The 14,348-nt window shown below is 66.4% G+C and carries 13 protein-coding genes; 7 read left to right on the top strand and 6 right to left on the bottom strand.

Annotated elements, in window-relative coordinates:
* The first annotated feature begins 27 nt into the window (after positions 1-27).
* Together METLW4_RS0111915 and METLW4_RS0111910 are read left to right on the top strand one after the other, a co-directional pair.
* Positions 28-954: an ROK family protein gene (locus tag METLW4_RS0111915; protein WP_018266444.1), complete on the top strand. Its 927-nt coding sequence runs from the start codon at positions 28-30 to the stop codon at positions 952-954.
* A gap of 50 nt (positions 955-1,004) precedes the next feature.
* The gene (locus METLW4_RS0111910; protein ID WP_018266443.1) at positions 1,005-1,373 is read left to right on the top strand and encodes a VOC family protein; all 369 of its coding nucleotides are present in this window, start codon (positions 1,005-1,007) and stop codon (positions 1,371-1,373) included.
* A 13-nt stretch (positions 1,374-1,386) separates the two neighbouring features.
* On the opposite strand, the gene METLW4_RS0111905 is transcribed toward METLW4_RS0111910, so the two are convergent.
* Positions 1,387-1,686: a DUF1640 domain-containing protein gene (locus METLW4_RS0111905; protein ID WP_018266442.1), complete on the bottom strand. Its 300-nt coding sequence runs from the start codon at positions 1,684-1,686 to the stop codon at positions 1,387-1,389.
* Positions 1,687-1,759: 73 nt separating this feature from the next.
* Positions 1,760-3,610 (bottom strand): M3 family oligoendopeptidase, encoded by a 1,851-nt coding sequence (locus tag METLW4_RS0111900; RefSeq protein ID WP_018266441.1) that lies wholly within the window; start codon positions 3,608-3,610, stop codon positions 1,760-1,762.
* 285 nt (positions 3,611-3,895) lie between these two features.
* Between METLW4_RS0111900 and METLW4_RS0111895 the strand changes: the two genes are divergently transcribed.
* From METLW4_RS0111895 to METLW4_RS0111880, 4 genes are all read left to right on the top strand, one after another.
* The gene (locus METLW4_RS0111895; protein ID WP_018266440.1) at positions 3,896-5,380 is read left to right on the top strand and encodes a sigma-54-dependent transcriptional regulator; all 1,485 of its coding nucleotides are present in this window, start codon (positions 3,896-3,898) and stop codon (positions 5,378-5,380) included.
* Between the two features lie 128 nt (positions 5,381-5,508).
* Positions 5,509-5,991 carry a glutathione peroxidase gene (locus METLW4_RS0111890; protein WP_018266439.1) on the top strand — a complete coding sequence of 161 codons (483 nt, stop codon included), beginning with the start codon at positions 5,509-5,511 and terminating at the stop codon, positions 5,989-5,991.
* Between the two features lie 171 nt (positions 5,992-6,162).
* On the top strand, positions 6,163-6,669 hold the full coding sequence (locus METLW4_RS0111885; RefSeq protein ID WP_018266438.1) for a glutathione peroxidase: 507 nt from the start codon (positions 6,163-6,165) through the stop codon (positions 6,667-6,669).
* Positions 6,666-6,959, top strand: coding sequence for a hypothetical protein (locus METLW4_RS0111880; RefSeq protein WP_018266437.1), 294 nt, complete (start codon positions 6,666-6,668; stop codon positions 6,957-6,959). The genes METLW4_RS0111885 and METLW4_RS0111880 overlap by 4 nt, the downstream gene beginning before the upstream one ends.
* Before the next feature lie 4 nt (positions 6,960-6,963).
* On the opposite strand, the gene METLW4_RS0111875 is transcribed toward METLW4_RS0111880, so the two are convergent.
* Positions 6,964-8,625 (bottom strand): urease accessory protein UreH domain-containing protein, encoded by a 1,662-nt coding sequence (locus METLW4_RS0111875; protein WP_018266436.1) that lies wholly within the window; start codon positions 8,623-8,625, stop codon positions 6,964-6,966.
* 283 nt (positions 8,626-8,908) lie between these two features.
* Here METLW4_RS0111875 and ftsH point away from each other — a divergent pair, with 283 nt between their 5' ends.
* Entirely contained in the window at positions 8,909-10,834 is a 1,926-nt protein-coding gene (ftsH, locus tag METLW4_RS0111870; protein ID WP_018266435.1) for an ATP-dependent zinc metalloprotease FtsH, read from the top strand.
* A 77-nt stretch (positions 10,835-10,911) separates the two neighbouring features.
* Here the strand turns inward: ftsH and METLW4_RS0111865 are convergent, their stop codons facing one another.
* Genes METLW4_RS0111865 through METLW4_RS28305 form a run of 3 tightly spaced genes read right to left on the bottom strand, consistent with a single transcriptional unit; the run spans position 10,912 to position 14,343 of the window.
* Positions 10,912-11,604, bottom strand: coding sequence for an HD domain-containing protein (locus METLW4_RS0111865; RefSeq protein ID WP_018266434.1), 693 nt, complete (start codon positions 11,602-11,604; stop codon positions 10,912-10,914).
* Entirely contained in the window at positions 11,601-13,832 is a 2,232-nt protein-coding gene (locus METLW4_RS0111860; protein ID WP_018266433.1) for a CHASE2 domain-containing protein, read from the bottom strand. The genes METLW4_RS0111865 and METLW4_RS0111860 overlap by 4 nt, the downstream gene beginning before the upstream one ends.
* 55 nt (positions 13,833-13,887) lie before the next feature.
* Positions 13,888-14,343, bottom strand: coding sequence for a hypothetical protein (locus tag METLW4_RS28305; RefSeq protein WP_018266432.1), 456 nt, complete (start codon positions 14,341-14,343; stop codon positions 13,888-13,890).
* Positions 14,344-14,348: the final 5 nt, after the last annotated feature.

Genomic DNA, 14,348 nt, shown 5'->3' with positions numbered 1-14,348 from the left:
GCCGCCGCCATAGATGAACGAAGGGCGATGACCAGAGAACCCTTCCGCATCGGCGTCGATCTCGGCGGCACCAAGACAGAGGCGATCGCCATGGGTCCCATGGGCGAGACGCTGGCGCGCCGGCGCGCGCCGACGCCCGCGCATGATTACGCCGCCGTTCTGGCGACCATCGGCGGCCTCGTGCTCGATCTCGAGCGCGAGATCGGCGGGCGCGGCAGCGTCGGCGTCGGCACGCCGGGCGTCATCTCTCCGCGCACCGGCCTCGTGAAAAACTCCAACACGACGGGGCTCAACGGCAGACCGCTCGACAAGGATCTCGCGGCGCTGCTCGAGCGCCCGGTGCGGCTCGAGAATGACGCCAATTGCTTCGCCCTGTCGGAGGCCGTGGACGGCGCCGGGGCGGGGGCGCGCGTGGTCTTCGGCGTGATATTGGGAACGGGAGTCGGCGGCGGCGTCGTCGTCGATGGCGAGGTTCTGCAGGGCGTCAACAAGGTGGCGGGCGAATGGGGCCATACGCCGTTGCCCTGGATGACGCCGGACGAATTTCCCGGGCGGCTCTGCTATTGTGGCCATTATGGCTGCGTGGAGACTTTTCTCGCCGGCCCGGCGCTCGCCTATGATTATGGCCAGCGCAGCGGCACCGAGGCGAGCGGCGAGGAGATCGCCGCGCGCGCCGCGGCGGGCGAGGCGGCGGCGCGCCATGCGCTGGAAGTCTATCGAGACCGCCTGTCGCGCGCGCTGGCGGGCATCGTCAATCTGCTCGATCCAGATGTGATCGTGCTCGGCGGCGGCGTGTCCAATATCGATTTCATCTATGAGGGCCTGCGCGATCTGGTCGAGAAGCAGGCGTTCTCGGACGCCATCGACACGCGCATATTGCGCAATGTGCATGGCGACTCGGGCGGTGTGCGCGGCGCGGCCTGGCTGTGGGGCGGGCCGGACCGCGAGAGCTGACGCGCTTTTTCTGATAGGATGGGCGGCGTTCCGTTTCTCGGGAGCCGTTCATGTCGAATTTGCGATGCGTTGAATTAAAGGCCTTCGTGCCGGCGAAGGATTTCGAGCTCTCAAAGCGCTTCTATCAGGAATTGGGTTTCACGCTCGCCTCGGACGGCGATGGCGTCGCCTATTTCCATCACGAGACTGTGAGCTTCCTGCTGCAGAATTTCTACGTGAAGGAATTCGCCGAGAATCTGATGCTGCATCTGCTGGTCGAGGATGTCGACGCGTGGAAGGCGAAGGTCGATGAGAGCGGGATCGGCGCGCGCTATGGCGTCAAAATCTCGGATGTGCAGCGCCAGCCATGGCGGATGCGCGATTTCACATTGGTCGATCCGTCAGGCGTGTTGTGGCGGATCGGGCAGAATGTGGAGTGAGGGGGCTCGCCCTTCAGCGTGTGAATTTCATCGCGGCGAACAGGAAGCCGCCGAGGGCGAGTTGCGTCACGATCAGCCAGCGGAGAATATCGACCTTCAAATCGGCGGCGGTGGTCGCAATCTTGGCTTCGAGCTTCTGCTCCGAGGCCCGCAGCTCCATCTGAAGAGCCGCCAAATCGGCCTTGGTGGTGAACTCCTGGCTCGACGCCTCGGCGAAAGCCTCCGCCGCGGCTTTCGCTTGAGCGTGCGAAAAGCCGCCGGACTCGAGCTTCTCGACGAATTTCAGCGTATCGAATGTGATGGTGGCGCTCATGAGCCCAAGATAGATCGAAGCGCGTCGGAAGAAAAGGCGCCGATCAGCCGGCCGTAGAGCGCCCGCGGACGCGCTACCCCTCCATCGCCTCCAGCTCCGCGATCAGCCCCTCGATCATCTCGAGCCCTATGCCCCAAAAGGCGGGATCGCGCGCGTCGAGACCGAAGGGGGCGAGCAGCTCATTATAGGGCTTGGCGCCGCCGGCCTCGAGCAGGCCGAAATAGCGCTCGGCGAAGCCCGTCTCCGCCTTTTGATAGACGCCATAGAGCGAGTTCACGAGACAATCGCCGAAGGCGTAGGCGTAGACATAGAAGGGCGAATGCACGAAATGCGGAATATAGGCCCAGAAGGATTCGTATCCTTCGCCGAGCCGAATGGCCGGGCCGAGACTGTCGCTCTGCACGCTCATCCACAGCTCGCAGAGCTTGTCGGCGGTCAGCTCGCCCTTCTTGCGCTCGGTGTGCACCTTGCGCTCGAAGGAATAGAAAGCGATCTGCCGCACCACAGTGTTGAGCATGTCCTCCACTTTGGAGGCGAGCAGCGCGCGCTTCTTCTCGACGTCGGTCGTCTGCGCCAAGAGCGAGCGGAAGGTCAGCATCTCGCCGAAGACGGAGGCCGTCTCGGCGAGCGTCAGCGGCGTCGGCGCCATCAGCGCGCCTTGGCGCGAGGCCAGCACCTGATGCACGCCATGGCCGAGCTCATGGGCCAGCGTCATCACATCGCGCGTCTTGCCCTGGAAATTGACCAGAACATAAGGATGCGCCGACGGCACGGTCGGATGCGCGAAGGCGCCGGGCGCCTTGCCCGGCCGCACCGGCGCGTCGATCCAGCTCTTGTCGAAGAAGCGCGAGGCGATCTCCGCCATTTGCGGCGCGAAGCCGCTATAGGCCGTGAGAACGATGTCGCGCGCCTCGTCCCAGCTGTAATTATGCGAGGGGACGGAGGGGAGCGGCGCATTGCGGTCCCAATAGTCCAGCGCCTCCTTGCCGAACCATTTGGCCTTGAGCTTGTAATAGCGATGCGACAGCTTGGGATGCGCTTTCGTCACGCTTTCCACCAGCGCCGCGACGACTTCGGGCTCGACGCGGTTGGAGAGATGGCGCGAATCGGCGACATCCTCGAAGCCGCGCCAACGATCGCCGATCTCCTTGTCCTTGGCGAGCGTGTTGGTGACGAGCGCGAAGGTGCGCAGATTGGCTTTCAGCGTCGCGCCGACGGCGAGCGCGGCTTCGCGCCGCACCTCCTCGCGCGTATCCTGCATTAAATTGAGCGCAGGCTCGATCGTCAGCTCCTTGCCGCCGATCGAAAAGCGCAGCGAGGCGATGGTCTCGTCGAAAAGGCGGTTCCAGGCGGCGCGGCCGGTGACGGATTTCTCGTGGAAGAGACGCTCCAGCTCGTCGGAGAGCTCATAGGGCTTCTCCATGCGAATATCTTCGAGCCAGGGCTTCCAATGCGCGAGCGGCGCCTTCGCCGCCGCGGCGTCGAGAATTGCGTCGTCGATGCGGTTCAGCTCGAGCTGGAAGAACAGCAGCTGCGTGGAAATTTCGGTGATCTTGTCCTGAATGTCGCCATAGAATTTGGCGCGCGCGGGGTCGGTGGTGTCGCCGGCGTAGACCAGACCCGCATAGGACATGATTCGGCCCAACAGGTCCTGTAGCGCCTCATAGCGCCGCACGGCCTCGCCGAGCGTCTCGCTCGCCGTCGCGCCGCTCGCGATCTCGCTCAGGCGGCCGCGATAGGCGGCCGCGAAGGCCGAGGCCTCCTTCTCCGCCGCCGCAATGTCGGCGGCCAGCGCCGGCGAATCCGGCGCGGCGTAGAGATCGGCGAGATTCCATTCGGGGAGCGCGGGGCCGGGGCCGCCGGCCTCGGCCTCGGAGACGGCGTCGCGAAGAGGGGCTTGGACGCGGGCGTGAAGATGCGGCATGGTTCGAACCGGGAGTTGAGGATGAAGGGCGCTTCGCCGAATATCGGGCACGGGACGGAAAAAATGCAAGTCGCAGGCCGCCGAGCCGCTGGCCGCGCAGGAGCTTTTCTCGTCCCCGGCCTTCGGATTCGTCCCGACGGCGAGGCTCACGTTAACGACGCCTTTACCCTGATCTCCGAGCATGGCCGGAAGGTGGCGTCGTCCACATCCTCTATTGCACGCCGCGGATCGTCGCGATCCGCCCGAGCCCACGCCGCGCAGGCCTAAGAGATTTCAAGAGGATCAATGACTTCTACGATTCTGATCGCCGACGACGATCCGGTCCAGCGCCGCTTGCTCGAGGCTTCGGCGCGGCGCTTCGGCTATGAGGTGGAGACTGTCGAGGGCGGCGAGCAGGCGCTGGCGCGGCTGACGCAGAATGGCGCGACGCCGGTCGATCTGCTGATTCTCGATCTCGTCATGCCCGATCTCGACGGCATGGGCGTGCTGACGCGCCTGCGCGACCTCAAGATCGACGTGCCCGTCATCGTGCAGACGGCGAATGGCTCCATAGAGACGGTGATCTCGGCCATGCGCGCCGGCGCGCATGATTTCGTCGTGAAGCCGGTCGGCGCCGAGCGTCTGCAGGTCTCCATCAAGAATGCGTTGTCGGCCGACGCGCTGGCGGGCGAACTGCGCCGCGTCAATCGCCGCAGGGACGGCGCGCTGACCTTCCGCGATCTGGTCTCGCGCAGCGAGGAGATGGCGCGCGTCATTCGCCTCGGCGAGCGCGCCGCCCATTCCAATATTCCCGTGCTCATCGAGGGCGAGTCGGGCGTCGGCAAGGAGATCGTCGCGCGCGCCATTCAGGGCGGCTCGGATCGCCGCGGCAAGGCCTTCGTCACGGTCAATTGCGGGGCGCTGCCGGCCAATCTCGTCGAATCCATTCTCTTCGGCCATGAGAAGGGAGCCTTCACCGGCGCGACCGAGAAGCATGCGGGCAAATTCCTCGAGGCCAATGGCGGCACGCTCTTCCTCGACGAGATCGGCGAATTGCCGCTGGAGACGCAGGTGAAGCTGCTGCGCGCCCTGCAGGAGGGGGAGATCGATCCCGTCGGCGCCAAGCGTCCGGTGCGGGTCGACATTCGCCTCATCTCGGCGACGAATCAGAATCTGATCGAGCAGGTGAAGCGCGGCCAGTTCCGCGAGGATCTGTTCTACCGGCTCAACGTCTTCCCCATCACCATTCCGCCGCTGCGCGCGCGCCGCGACGATATCGGCGATCTGGCGCGCCGCTTCGCCATCCGCTTCGCGGCGGAGGAGAACAAGCGCCTGCGCGGCATATCGCATGAGGCGACGACGCTGCTGGCGAGCTACGACTGGCCGGGCAATGTCCGCCAGCTCGAGAACGCCGTCTTCCGCGCCGTGGTGCTGGCCGACGGCGACGAGCTGACGGTCAACGAGTTCCCGCAGATCGCCGCCCATGTGGAGGGCTTTTCCGCCCGCGTGCCGCCGGCGCCCGCGCCCGTCTCGGCCGGCCCCGCGCCGGAGCGGGAGATCGTGCGCGTCGAGATTCGCGATCCCAATGTGATGGCGCTTCTCGGCCCGCATGGCGACATGCGCCGTCTCGAGGAGCTGGAGGCCGAGGTCATCAAATTCGCCCTCGTCCATTATCGCGGGCAGATGTCGGAGATTGCGCGTCGTCTGGGCATAGGCCGCTCGACGCTCTACCGCAAAATGAAGGAGTACGGGCTCGGCGAGGAGATGGACGAGAATGTCGACGCCGCCTGAAGAGGCGAAGGCGCCGCGAATTTAGGCGTTTCCCGGCTTGCCCAAAAAAGCGCGCGCGGCCATTCTGCGGCCCAGAATGCACCGCGCGCTCTCGGGCGCCGGCGCGCAGAACGGAGACCTTCTCAGTCATGTCCGAGCTCTATGATATCGAAGCGCGCACGATCGACGGCGAAACCGTCAAGATCGGCGACTACGCCGGCAAGGTGATCCTGATCGTCAATGTGGCGAGCCGATGCGGCTTCACGCTGCAATACAATGGCCTCGAGGCGATCTGGAACGAGAACCGCGACAAGGGGTTCGTCATTCTCGGCTTCCCTTGCAACCAGTTCAGCAATCAGGAGCCGGGAACGGACGAGGAGATCAAGACCTTCTGCTCCACCCGCTTCATCGTGACCTTCCCGCTGTTCAGCAAGATCGAGGTGAATGGCGAAAATCAGCACCCGCTCTACAAGCTGCTGAAGGAGAAGGACCCGGGTCCGGCGGAAGACGTGAAGTGGAACTTCACCAAATTCCTCATCGACCGCAAGGGCAATGTGGTGAAGCGCTTCCAGGCCACCAACACGCCGCGCCAGATGGAGCCCGACATTCACGCCCTGCTCGCCGAGGCCTGAGAGGCGGAAAGCGCCCGCCATCGGCTCTAGATGCCGGCGGGCGCGGTGACGAAAGCGCGAGTCTGCGCCATATTGGCCGAGTGGCTCCGCCGATCCGCCGTTCAGCGGCGGTTTCGGGGAGCCCCTCGCGCGCCGCGATCGAGGCGAATATGTCGAGAGGTCGCCTCGGCCATGAGCCCTGTCCGCGAGAATCGCGTCCATGATTTCGAAGCGCGTCGCTTGAACGGCGAAAGCGTGAGCCTCGCCGATTGGGCCGGCCAGGCGCTGCTGATCGTCAATGTCGCGAGCAAATGCGGCTTCACCCCGCAATATCAGGGGCTCGAGGAGCTGTGGCGCGCCTATCGCGACCGTGGCTTCGCCGTGCTCGGCTTTCCCTGCAATCAGTTCGGCCATCAGGAGCCCGGCGACGAGGCCGCCATCGGCGCCTTCTGCTCGGCGAGCTATGACGTCACTTTTCCGCTCTTCGCCAAGATCGACGTGAATGGCGAAAATGCGCATCCGCTCTATCGTTTCTTGAAGGCGCAGGCGCCCGGAGTTTTCGGCACGCAGGCGATCAAATGGAATTTCACCAAATTTCTCGTCGATCGAAACGGCCGCGTCGTGAAGCGCTATGCGCCGACCGATCGGCCGCAGGTGATCGCGGCGGATATAGAGACGCTTCTGGCGGAGGCTGCATGACCATCGCGATCGATATTGCGCGCCGCGACAATGGCGCTCCCAATACCCTCACCTTCGATGTCGTGGTGCGTGACGCCGCGAGCAAGTCGCGCCATCGCGTGACCATGTCGCGCGTGCTCGCCGAGCGATTGGGCGGCGGCGTCTCCAGCGCCGAGCAATGTCTCGACGCGGCCTTTCGATTCCTGCTCGAGCGCGAGCCCAAGGAGCAGATTCTCGGGCAATTCGATGTGAGCGTGATCTCGCTGTATTTTCCCGAATTCGAGCGCGAGCTGCCCAAATATTTGGCGTGAGCGGTCAGCGCTCGTCGCGCGGCGCCCTTATCGTTTCGCCGGGCTTCAGCCGCCGCGGATCGAGCCCCGGATTGGCGGCGAGAATTTCCTTCCAGCGCGCGCCGTCGCCATAGAGCTTCACGGCGATGTCGTGCAGCGTGTCGCCCGCGGCGATGCGATAGAGGTCGTCATGCGCGATGGAGCGCGCGCTCGGCCTTTCGCCCGCCGGCGTTTGCGGCGGCGGCGTCGTCGTCGCGGCGACGGCCGGAGCGGGCGCGTCCCGCACGTCGAACTCGCCGCGCAGCATGCCCATCCAGCAGCTCCAATGAATGACGCCGGCCGCGCGCGGCGTGAACTCGATCGTCTGGACGCCGGGCTTCACGTCGAATTGGAGATCGAGGCTCGGAACGACGATGCGGCGATTGCAGCTGGTGATTTCTTTTCCGTCGATCACCCAATGCACGGGGACGCCCGCGATGAGCGAGAAGCGATTGGGCGAGAAGCCCGTGACCACGACATCCATCTCGATCGTCTGATAGGCGCCGCGCGGCTGCGGTTCCGAAGCCTGCGGCCCCACAGCGGGCGCGGCTGCCGGCGCAGGGGAGGGCGCAGGCGCGGGCGAGAGAATCGAGCGTTCGGCCGCGCCGCGCAATGTTCCGATCATGGATTGCAGATCATAGCCCCAGCCGGTGAGGATCATGCCGCGATTGATCATCACCGCGCCGAGCGCGACGACGATTGCGCCCGAGGCCATCAGCAGGCGATGCGTCAGCGAGGCGGAGACGAGAGTCGACAGCGCGCCGAAGCTCAGCATGACAGGCAGCGTGCCGAGCCCGAAGGCGAGCAGCATTTTCGCGCCCTCGAGCGCGCTGCCGGTTCCCGCCGCCATCACATACATCGCCTGCAGCGGCCCGCAGGCGATCATCAGCCCGTTGAAGAGGCCGATGACGAACGGCCGATGCGAGCCCGCCGCGCGCCGGTCGACAGAGCGCTGCAAGGGCGCGGGCAGAGCGAAGCGAAAGCGGCGCAGCGGCGCGAAAAGGCCGAGCATGTTGAGGCCGAAGACGATGAGAAAAGCGCCGGCCGCGACGCCGGCGACGCCGCGCAGCATGGGCGTGAAGGCGATGAAGGCGCCGACGAGGCCGAACAAGGCGCCGATCGCCGTGTAGGAGATCGTCTTGCCCGCGCCATAGAGCAGATGCGAGCGATAGGACGGGCGCCCCAGCCGCGCGTCATCGGCCGCATAGCTCAGCACCAAGCCGCCGCACATGCCGATGCAATGAAAGCCGGTGAGCAGGCCGAGCAGGAAAATCAGCTCGAGGCTCATATGGCGGCCGATGTCCGGCGCGCCGGCCTCGCCGATCCAATGCGTGTCGATGAAGATCAGCAGAGCGACGCCGGCGAGGCCGAGCAGCACGCCGAGAATCTTGCCGAGGCGGCCGCCGCCGGGCTCCTCCATGGGGACGGCGCGATAGCCCTGGCGCTCGACCGCCGCGCGGATCGCCTTCGGCGTGACGGCGGCGGGGTCATAGACCACGCTCACGCGCTCGGTCGGATAATCGGCCTTCGCGCTCGCGACGCCGGGAAGCTCGCCGACGGCGCGCTCGATGGCCCGCTCGCAGCCGTGGCAATGCATCCCGCGCGCGCGAAAGCCGAGTGTCGCAGAGCCGACGCTCGCCTCCTCCATCCGCCGCTCTCCTTTTCAAATCATATCTGTCCGAGCGCAGGCTCGGGAAAAGGCGCCTGCGACGGAGCGGCGCTGCGACTTTTTGTCTCGGGAGCGGGCGGAGCGGCCACGGCGAAGGCGAGGCCAGGCCATCGGGCCGCGCTCATGTTTTCTCGCCATGGCGCATGACTGCATTTAATTTGGCGACTTGGGAATGCTGTCGTAAGGTCATAAAAGCGACACGCGCCGTCGACGCGGGAAATGTGTCTCCCGCGGCCGGCTGACGGTCCGTCGGAGGTCGTCGATGAAAGTGAATTACAAGCCCTTCATGATATTCGCGATAGTCGCGCTGCTCGCCGTCGCTCTGGCCATGCTGTTCGATCAGCGCAACCAGCGCAGCGCCGGACGCGACATCAACTTCAGCGAATTGCTGGCGCAGATCGATCTCGGCCGCGTCCATGACGTGACCATCGCCGGCAATGAGATCAGCGGGCATTTCGCGGATAATCGCTCCTTCACCACTTACGCGCCCAATGATCCGTCGCTGGTGCAGCGGCTGACCGCGAAGAATGTCGCCATCAGCGCGCGTCCCGCGAGTGACGGCGGCGGCTGGTGGATGACCTTGTTCTTGAATGCGCTGCCGCTCATCGCCTTTCTCGGCGTGTGGATTTTCCTCGCCCGCCAGATGCAGGGCGGCGCCGGCGGCCGCGCGCTCGGCTTCGGCAAGTCCAAGGCCAAGCTGCTGACGGAAACGCAGGGCCGCGTCACTTTCGAGGATGTCGCCGGCGTCGACGAGGCCAAGGAAGATTTGCAGGAGATCGTCGAGTTCCTGCGTGATCCGCAGAAGTTCCAGCGCCTCGGCGGACGCATTCCGCGCGGCGTGCTGCTCGTCGGCCCGCCCGGCACGGGTAAGACTTTGCTCGCCCGCGCCATCGCCGGCGAAGCCAACGTCCCCTTCTTCACTATCTCCGGCTCGGACTTCGTCGAAATGTTCGTCGGCGTCGGCGCCTCCCGCGTGCGCGACATGTTCGAGCAGGCGAAGAAGAACGCGCCCTGCATCATCTTCGTCGATGAGATCGACGCGGTGGGTCGTCACCGCGGCGCTGGCCTCGGCGGCGGCAATGACGAGCGCGAGCAGACCTTGAACCAGCTGCTCGTCGAGATGGACGGTTTCGAGGCCAATGAGGGCATCATCCTCATCGCCGCGACCAACCGCCCCGACGTGCTCGATCCGGCGCTGATGCGTCCCGGCCGCTTCGATCGCCAGATCAATGTGCCGAACCCGGACTTCATCGGCCGCGAGAAGATCCTCAAGGTTCACGCCCGCAAGGTGCCGCTGGCGCCGGATGTGGATCTGAAGGTCGTCGCGCGCGGCACGCCGGGCTTCTCGGGCGCCGATCTGATGAACCTCGTCAATGAGGCCGCTCTGCTGGCGGCGCGTCGCAGCAAGCGCATCGTCACGCGGCAGGAGTTCGAGGATTCGCGCGACAAGATCATGATGGGCGCCGAGCGTCGCACTCTCGTGATGACGGAGGAGGAGAAGCGCCTCACCGCCTTCCACGAGGGCGGCCATGCGCTGGTGCAGCTCAACATGCCGGGCTCTATCCCGATCCACAAGGCGACGATCATCCCGCGCGGCCGCGCGCTGGGCATGGTGCAGGGCCTGCCGGAGCGCGATCAGATCTCGCAGAGCTATGAGCAGCTCAAAGCCATGCTCGCATTGGCGATGGGCGGGCGCGTGGCGGAGGAACTCGTCTTCGGCCACGACAAGGTGACGTCGGGCGCCGCGAGCGACATTCAGCAATGCACGCGCATCGCGCGGGCGATGGTGACGCAGCTCGGCTTCTCCGACAAGCTCGGCACAGTGGCTTACGCCGAGCCGCAGCAGGAGCAGTTCCTCGGCTATTCGATGGGCCGCACGCAGACGCTCTCCGAGGCGACGCAGCAGACGATCGACGCGGAAGTGCGCCGCCTGGTGCAGGAAGGCTATGACGACGCCAAGCGCATCCTCACCGAGAAGCGCGGCGATCTCGACGTGCTGGCCAATGGCCTGCTCGAATTCGAGACGCTGACCGGCGACGAGCTGATCGGCCTGCTGCAGGGCAAGACGCCCGTGCGCGAGGATGTGCCGCCGGCGTCGCCGCCCGCGCGTCCCTCGCCCGTGCCGACGGCCGGCGCGCGTCCCTCGCCAGAGCCGGACGCCGATGGGCTGGAGCCGCATCCGGTGTGATCGGATTTCCTCGAAAGCAAAAAAGCCCGGCGTGAGCCGGGCTTTCTTTTTTCGCGCCTCTCGATGGGGCTCTTGCCTCAGCGTCCCGCCGCGCGCAGCCCGGCGATGCAGCGCGCGAGATTGACGCGCGCGATCGCGTCCCATGCCGCGCACGTCTCCGCGCGGCGAAACACCGGCCTGTCGCCCTGCGCCAGCCCCTCCAGCATCTTCGCTTGATTGGCGGCGAATTCGGCTTCTTCGACGCCGATGGATTCCGAGCGAATCTTCTGCGTGTTGGCGGCGAAGATTTCCCAAGGCGCGGCGAGCGGGCTGAGATCGAGATCGACGAAGAGATCGAGATCGCCGGAGAAGCCCGCGTAATGCTCTGTCGTCGCGCGCGCGCCGGCGTGATCGGACGTCGCCATCACCAGATCTTCGACGGCCTGCGCCTCGCTTCCCGCGAGAATCGTGTGGCGGCGGAAGGCGGCGACGCTGTCGCGCACATTCTGCCGGTCGAGCCGCGTCTTGCCATCCGGGTCGCGCGCCTGATGCACGGCGTCGTGCCAGAAGATGGCGGCGGCGATGAGATCGGGCCGCGTGGCGAGCGAATCGAAACGCTCGAGCCCTGTGAGCAGCTCGTCGATATGCGCCCAGCTGTGATAGGCGCGATGCGGCTGGCGATAGGCTTGGTCGAGCGCCTCATAGGCGCCCGGCTCATGCGCTTCCGCGATTCGCCGCCAATAGCGCAGCCTGCGCGCTTCGTCTGCATTTTCCACTGTCGCGCCCGTCATTTGCTGTCCATCTTCCAAATGGGCGCGCCTCCCGTCCTCGCCGGCGGAGCCGCCTCGAAAGCCGCAAATCGCTGTTCCATGGCCATATAGCAACCACCCCAATGCGGCTCTGCCGACGCCCTCAAATCCGCCGCTACGACGCGGGCGCGGGCGAAGTCCCATTCGGCATGATAGCGCATCATCGTCATATGTTCGTCACGCCATGCGGCGAAAGCGGCGCTCGCCGCGAAGCTCTCGTCTCCGACGAGCGCATAGATGCGCGTCGGCGTCGAGCGTCCGACGACTTGCGCCGTGCCGAGATCGAGCCAGGCGAAGTCAGCGGCGGCGTCGCGCAAATCGCCGGAAGCGAGAATATCCACGCGGAACCATTTACACAGTCCTTCCAGCCGCGATGTGAGATTCACCACGTCCCCGAGAATCGAATAGTCGAAGCGGCGCGCCGAGCCCATGTTGCCGACGCTGCAAGGCCCCAGATTGAGGCCTATGCCCATCGCCGCCTTGCGATAGTCGCGCCGTTCGCGATCGGCCTCGGCGGCGCGCTCGCCGTTGAAGCGCGCGAGCGCGGCGCGCATGTCGAGCGCGGCGTGAACGGCCTTGCGCGGATGATCGGCGACATCGAGCGGCGCATTCCAGAACGCCATGACGGCGTCGCCGATATATTTGTCGACCGTGCCCTCGCGATCGAGAATGGCGTCGGTCATCGGCGTCAGATAGGCGTTCATGAAATGTGTGAGCTCTTGCGCGCTCAGCCCCTCCGAGATGGTCGAGAAATCGCGCAGATCGGAGAACAATACGGTGAGCTCGCGCGTCTCGCCGCCCAGCACCAGCCGCTCGGGGTGCTCGACGAGGCGCTCGACCACGGCGGGCGCGATGAATTTGCCGAAAGCCATATGCACATGGCGCCGCGCGGCTTGATCCTGGCGCCATAGCGCGACGGCGCCGACGCCATAGGCGAGCGCGGCCGAGAGGCTGGGGAAAGCGGCGTCGATCAGCAGGCCGGCGCGGTCGAAGGCGAAAAAGGACGCGGCGAAGAGCGCGCCGATCAAGCCGGTCGTGGCGAGCGCCGAGACCAATGGCGCGACCAGCGGCAGCAGCGCGGCGATGAGGAGGAAGGCGGCGCCGGCGACGACGAGCTCGAGGCCATTGGCCCAGTCGGGCCGCGACAGCAGCGCGCCCGAGAGCAGCGATTCGAGAATTTGCGCATGAATCTCGACGCCCGGAATGGTCGGCTGCAGCGGCGTCGCGCGAATATCGCCGAGCCCGACGGCGGTGGTGCCGATGAAGACGATGCGCCCGTCTATCTCCTCGCGCGGGACGCGATCCTCGAGGAGGGCCGCCGCCGAGACGAGACGTTGCGGCGCCGCGGCGCCATAGCGCGGGCGAATATCCGCTGCGGCGCCGGCGGCGATCTCGAAGGCGCCCACCTTGACCGCATTGACGCCGGTCTGGCGTCCGAAGGCGGTCTCGCCGCTGGCGTTGGAGGAGCGGATGATGATCGTCGAGGCGCCCTGGGCGACGCGCAGCGCCTCGAGGGCGAGGGAGGGCGTGACGCCGCCGGGGCCGAGCGCGAGCAGCGGAATGCGGCGCACCACGCCGTCGCGATCGGGCGCCCAATTGGTCGCGCCGAGGCCGCGCGCCGCCTCCGCCAGCTCCGCGATCGGCGCGATGGCGGCGGGGAAGGCGGCGAGAAAGGCGGAAGGATCGTCGCCGGCCATGGCGACGCCCGCCTTTTGCGGCGGCGCGCGCTTTTGCCCGGCGCCGGAGAGGGTGAGGCCGAGCGCCGTCGGCGCGGCGGCGATGGATTGCGCGAAGATTTGATCGTTGGGAATGGCGCCCGCGGCGATGGCGGCGATCTGCGTCTTGGCGGGCCCCTCCGGCAGGCGTCGCGCATAATGATCGAGGCTGGTCTGATCCGCCTCGGCGAATACGATATCGAAAGCGACGGCCGCCGCGCCCGCCTCGACGAGCTTGTCGAGCAGAGCGGCGAGGCGCGTGCGCGGCCAGGGCCATTGTCCGAAGACGGAGAGGCTGTCCTCGTCCACCGCGATCACGCGCACGGGAAGGCCCGGATCATAAGGGCGCGGGGCGAGGCGCTGATAGGAGTCGAAGACGAAATTGCGCAGATCGTCCAGCGCGGGCGGCTGCAGCCGGCCGAGGGCGACGACGCCGAGCGCCGCGGCGGCCGTCGCGAGAAAATAGGCGGGCCTGCGTCGCCGCGACCGCTTCAATCGCGCCTCCCTTGTGCGTCCGTCGCGGGCGCGAGATGTTCGCCGAAGGCGCGGGTCACGCTGACTCGAAACGCCTCGGGACGCAAGCCGAGCCGGCGCGCGCGGAGACACAGTTCGGCGGTCGCCGACGGTCCCCGAACCGCGAGAGGCGCGACGAGTCGGAGGCGGGACGCATCGTCGCCAGCCTGTCGATGACGCCGAGGGCGGCGTCGAGCGCCATCCCGTCCGGCGGCGCGGCCCGGAAGCGCGGCGCGCCGCGCGGAACCGAGAGGAAGCGGCGCAGCACCAGCAGCAATTCGGCGGCGAGGCGGGTCGCGCCTATGTCGAGCGCCCGGCGCAGGTCGGAGACAATGAGATCGCGCACGAAATCCGCGCCGCGATCGCAGAGCATCAGATAGCTCTCATAGAGGGATTGATGAAAGGGCGAGGGCGCGGCGCCGGCGATCATCTCATGGGGAGCGAGCCCGCAGAGCTCGGCGCAACGCGAAAGAGGGATGAGGGCGAAGGACATTGCGG

It is taken from the genome of Methylosinus sp. LW4, assembly GCF_000379125.1.
In the GTDB taxonomy this organism is placed as follows: domain Bacteria; phylum Pseudomonadota; class Alphaproteobacteria; order Rhizobiales; family Beijerinckiaceae; genus Methylosinus.
Note: the sequence above shows the minus strand (reverse complement) of the source record. Positions and strands in the feature narration are given on the sequence as shown.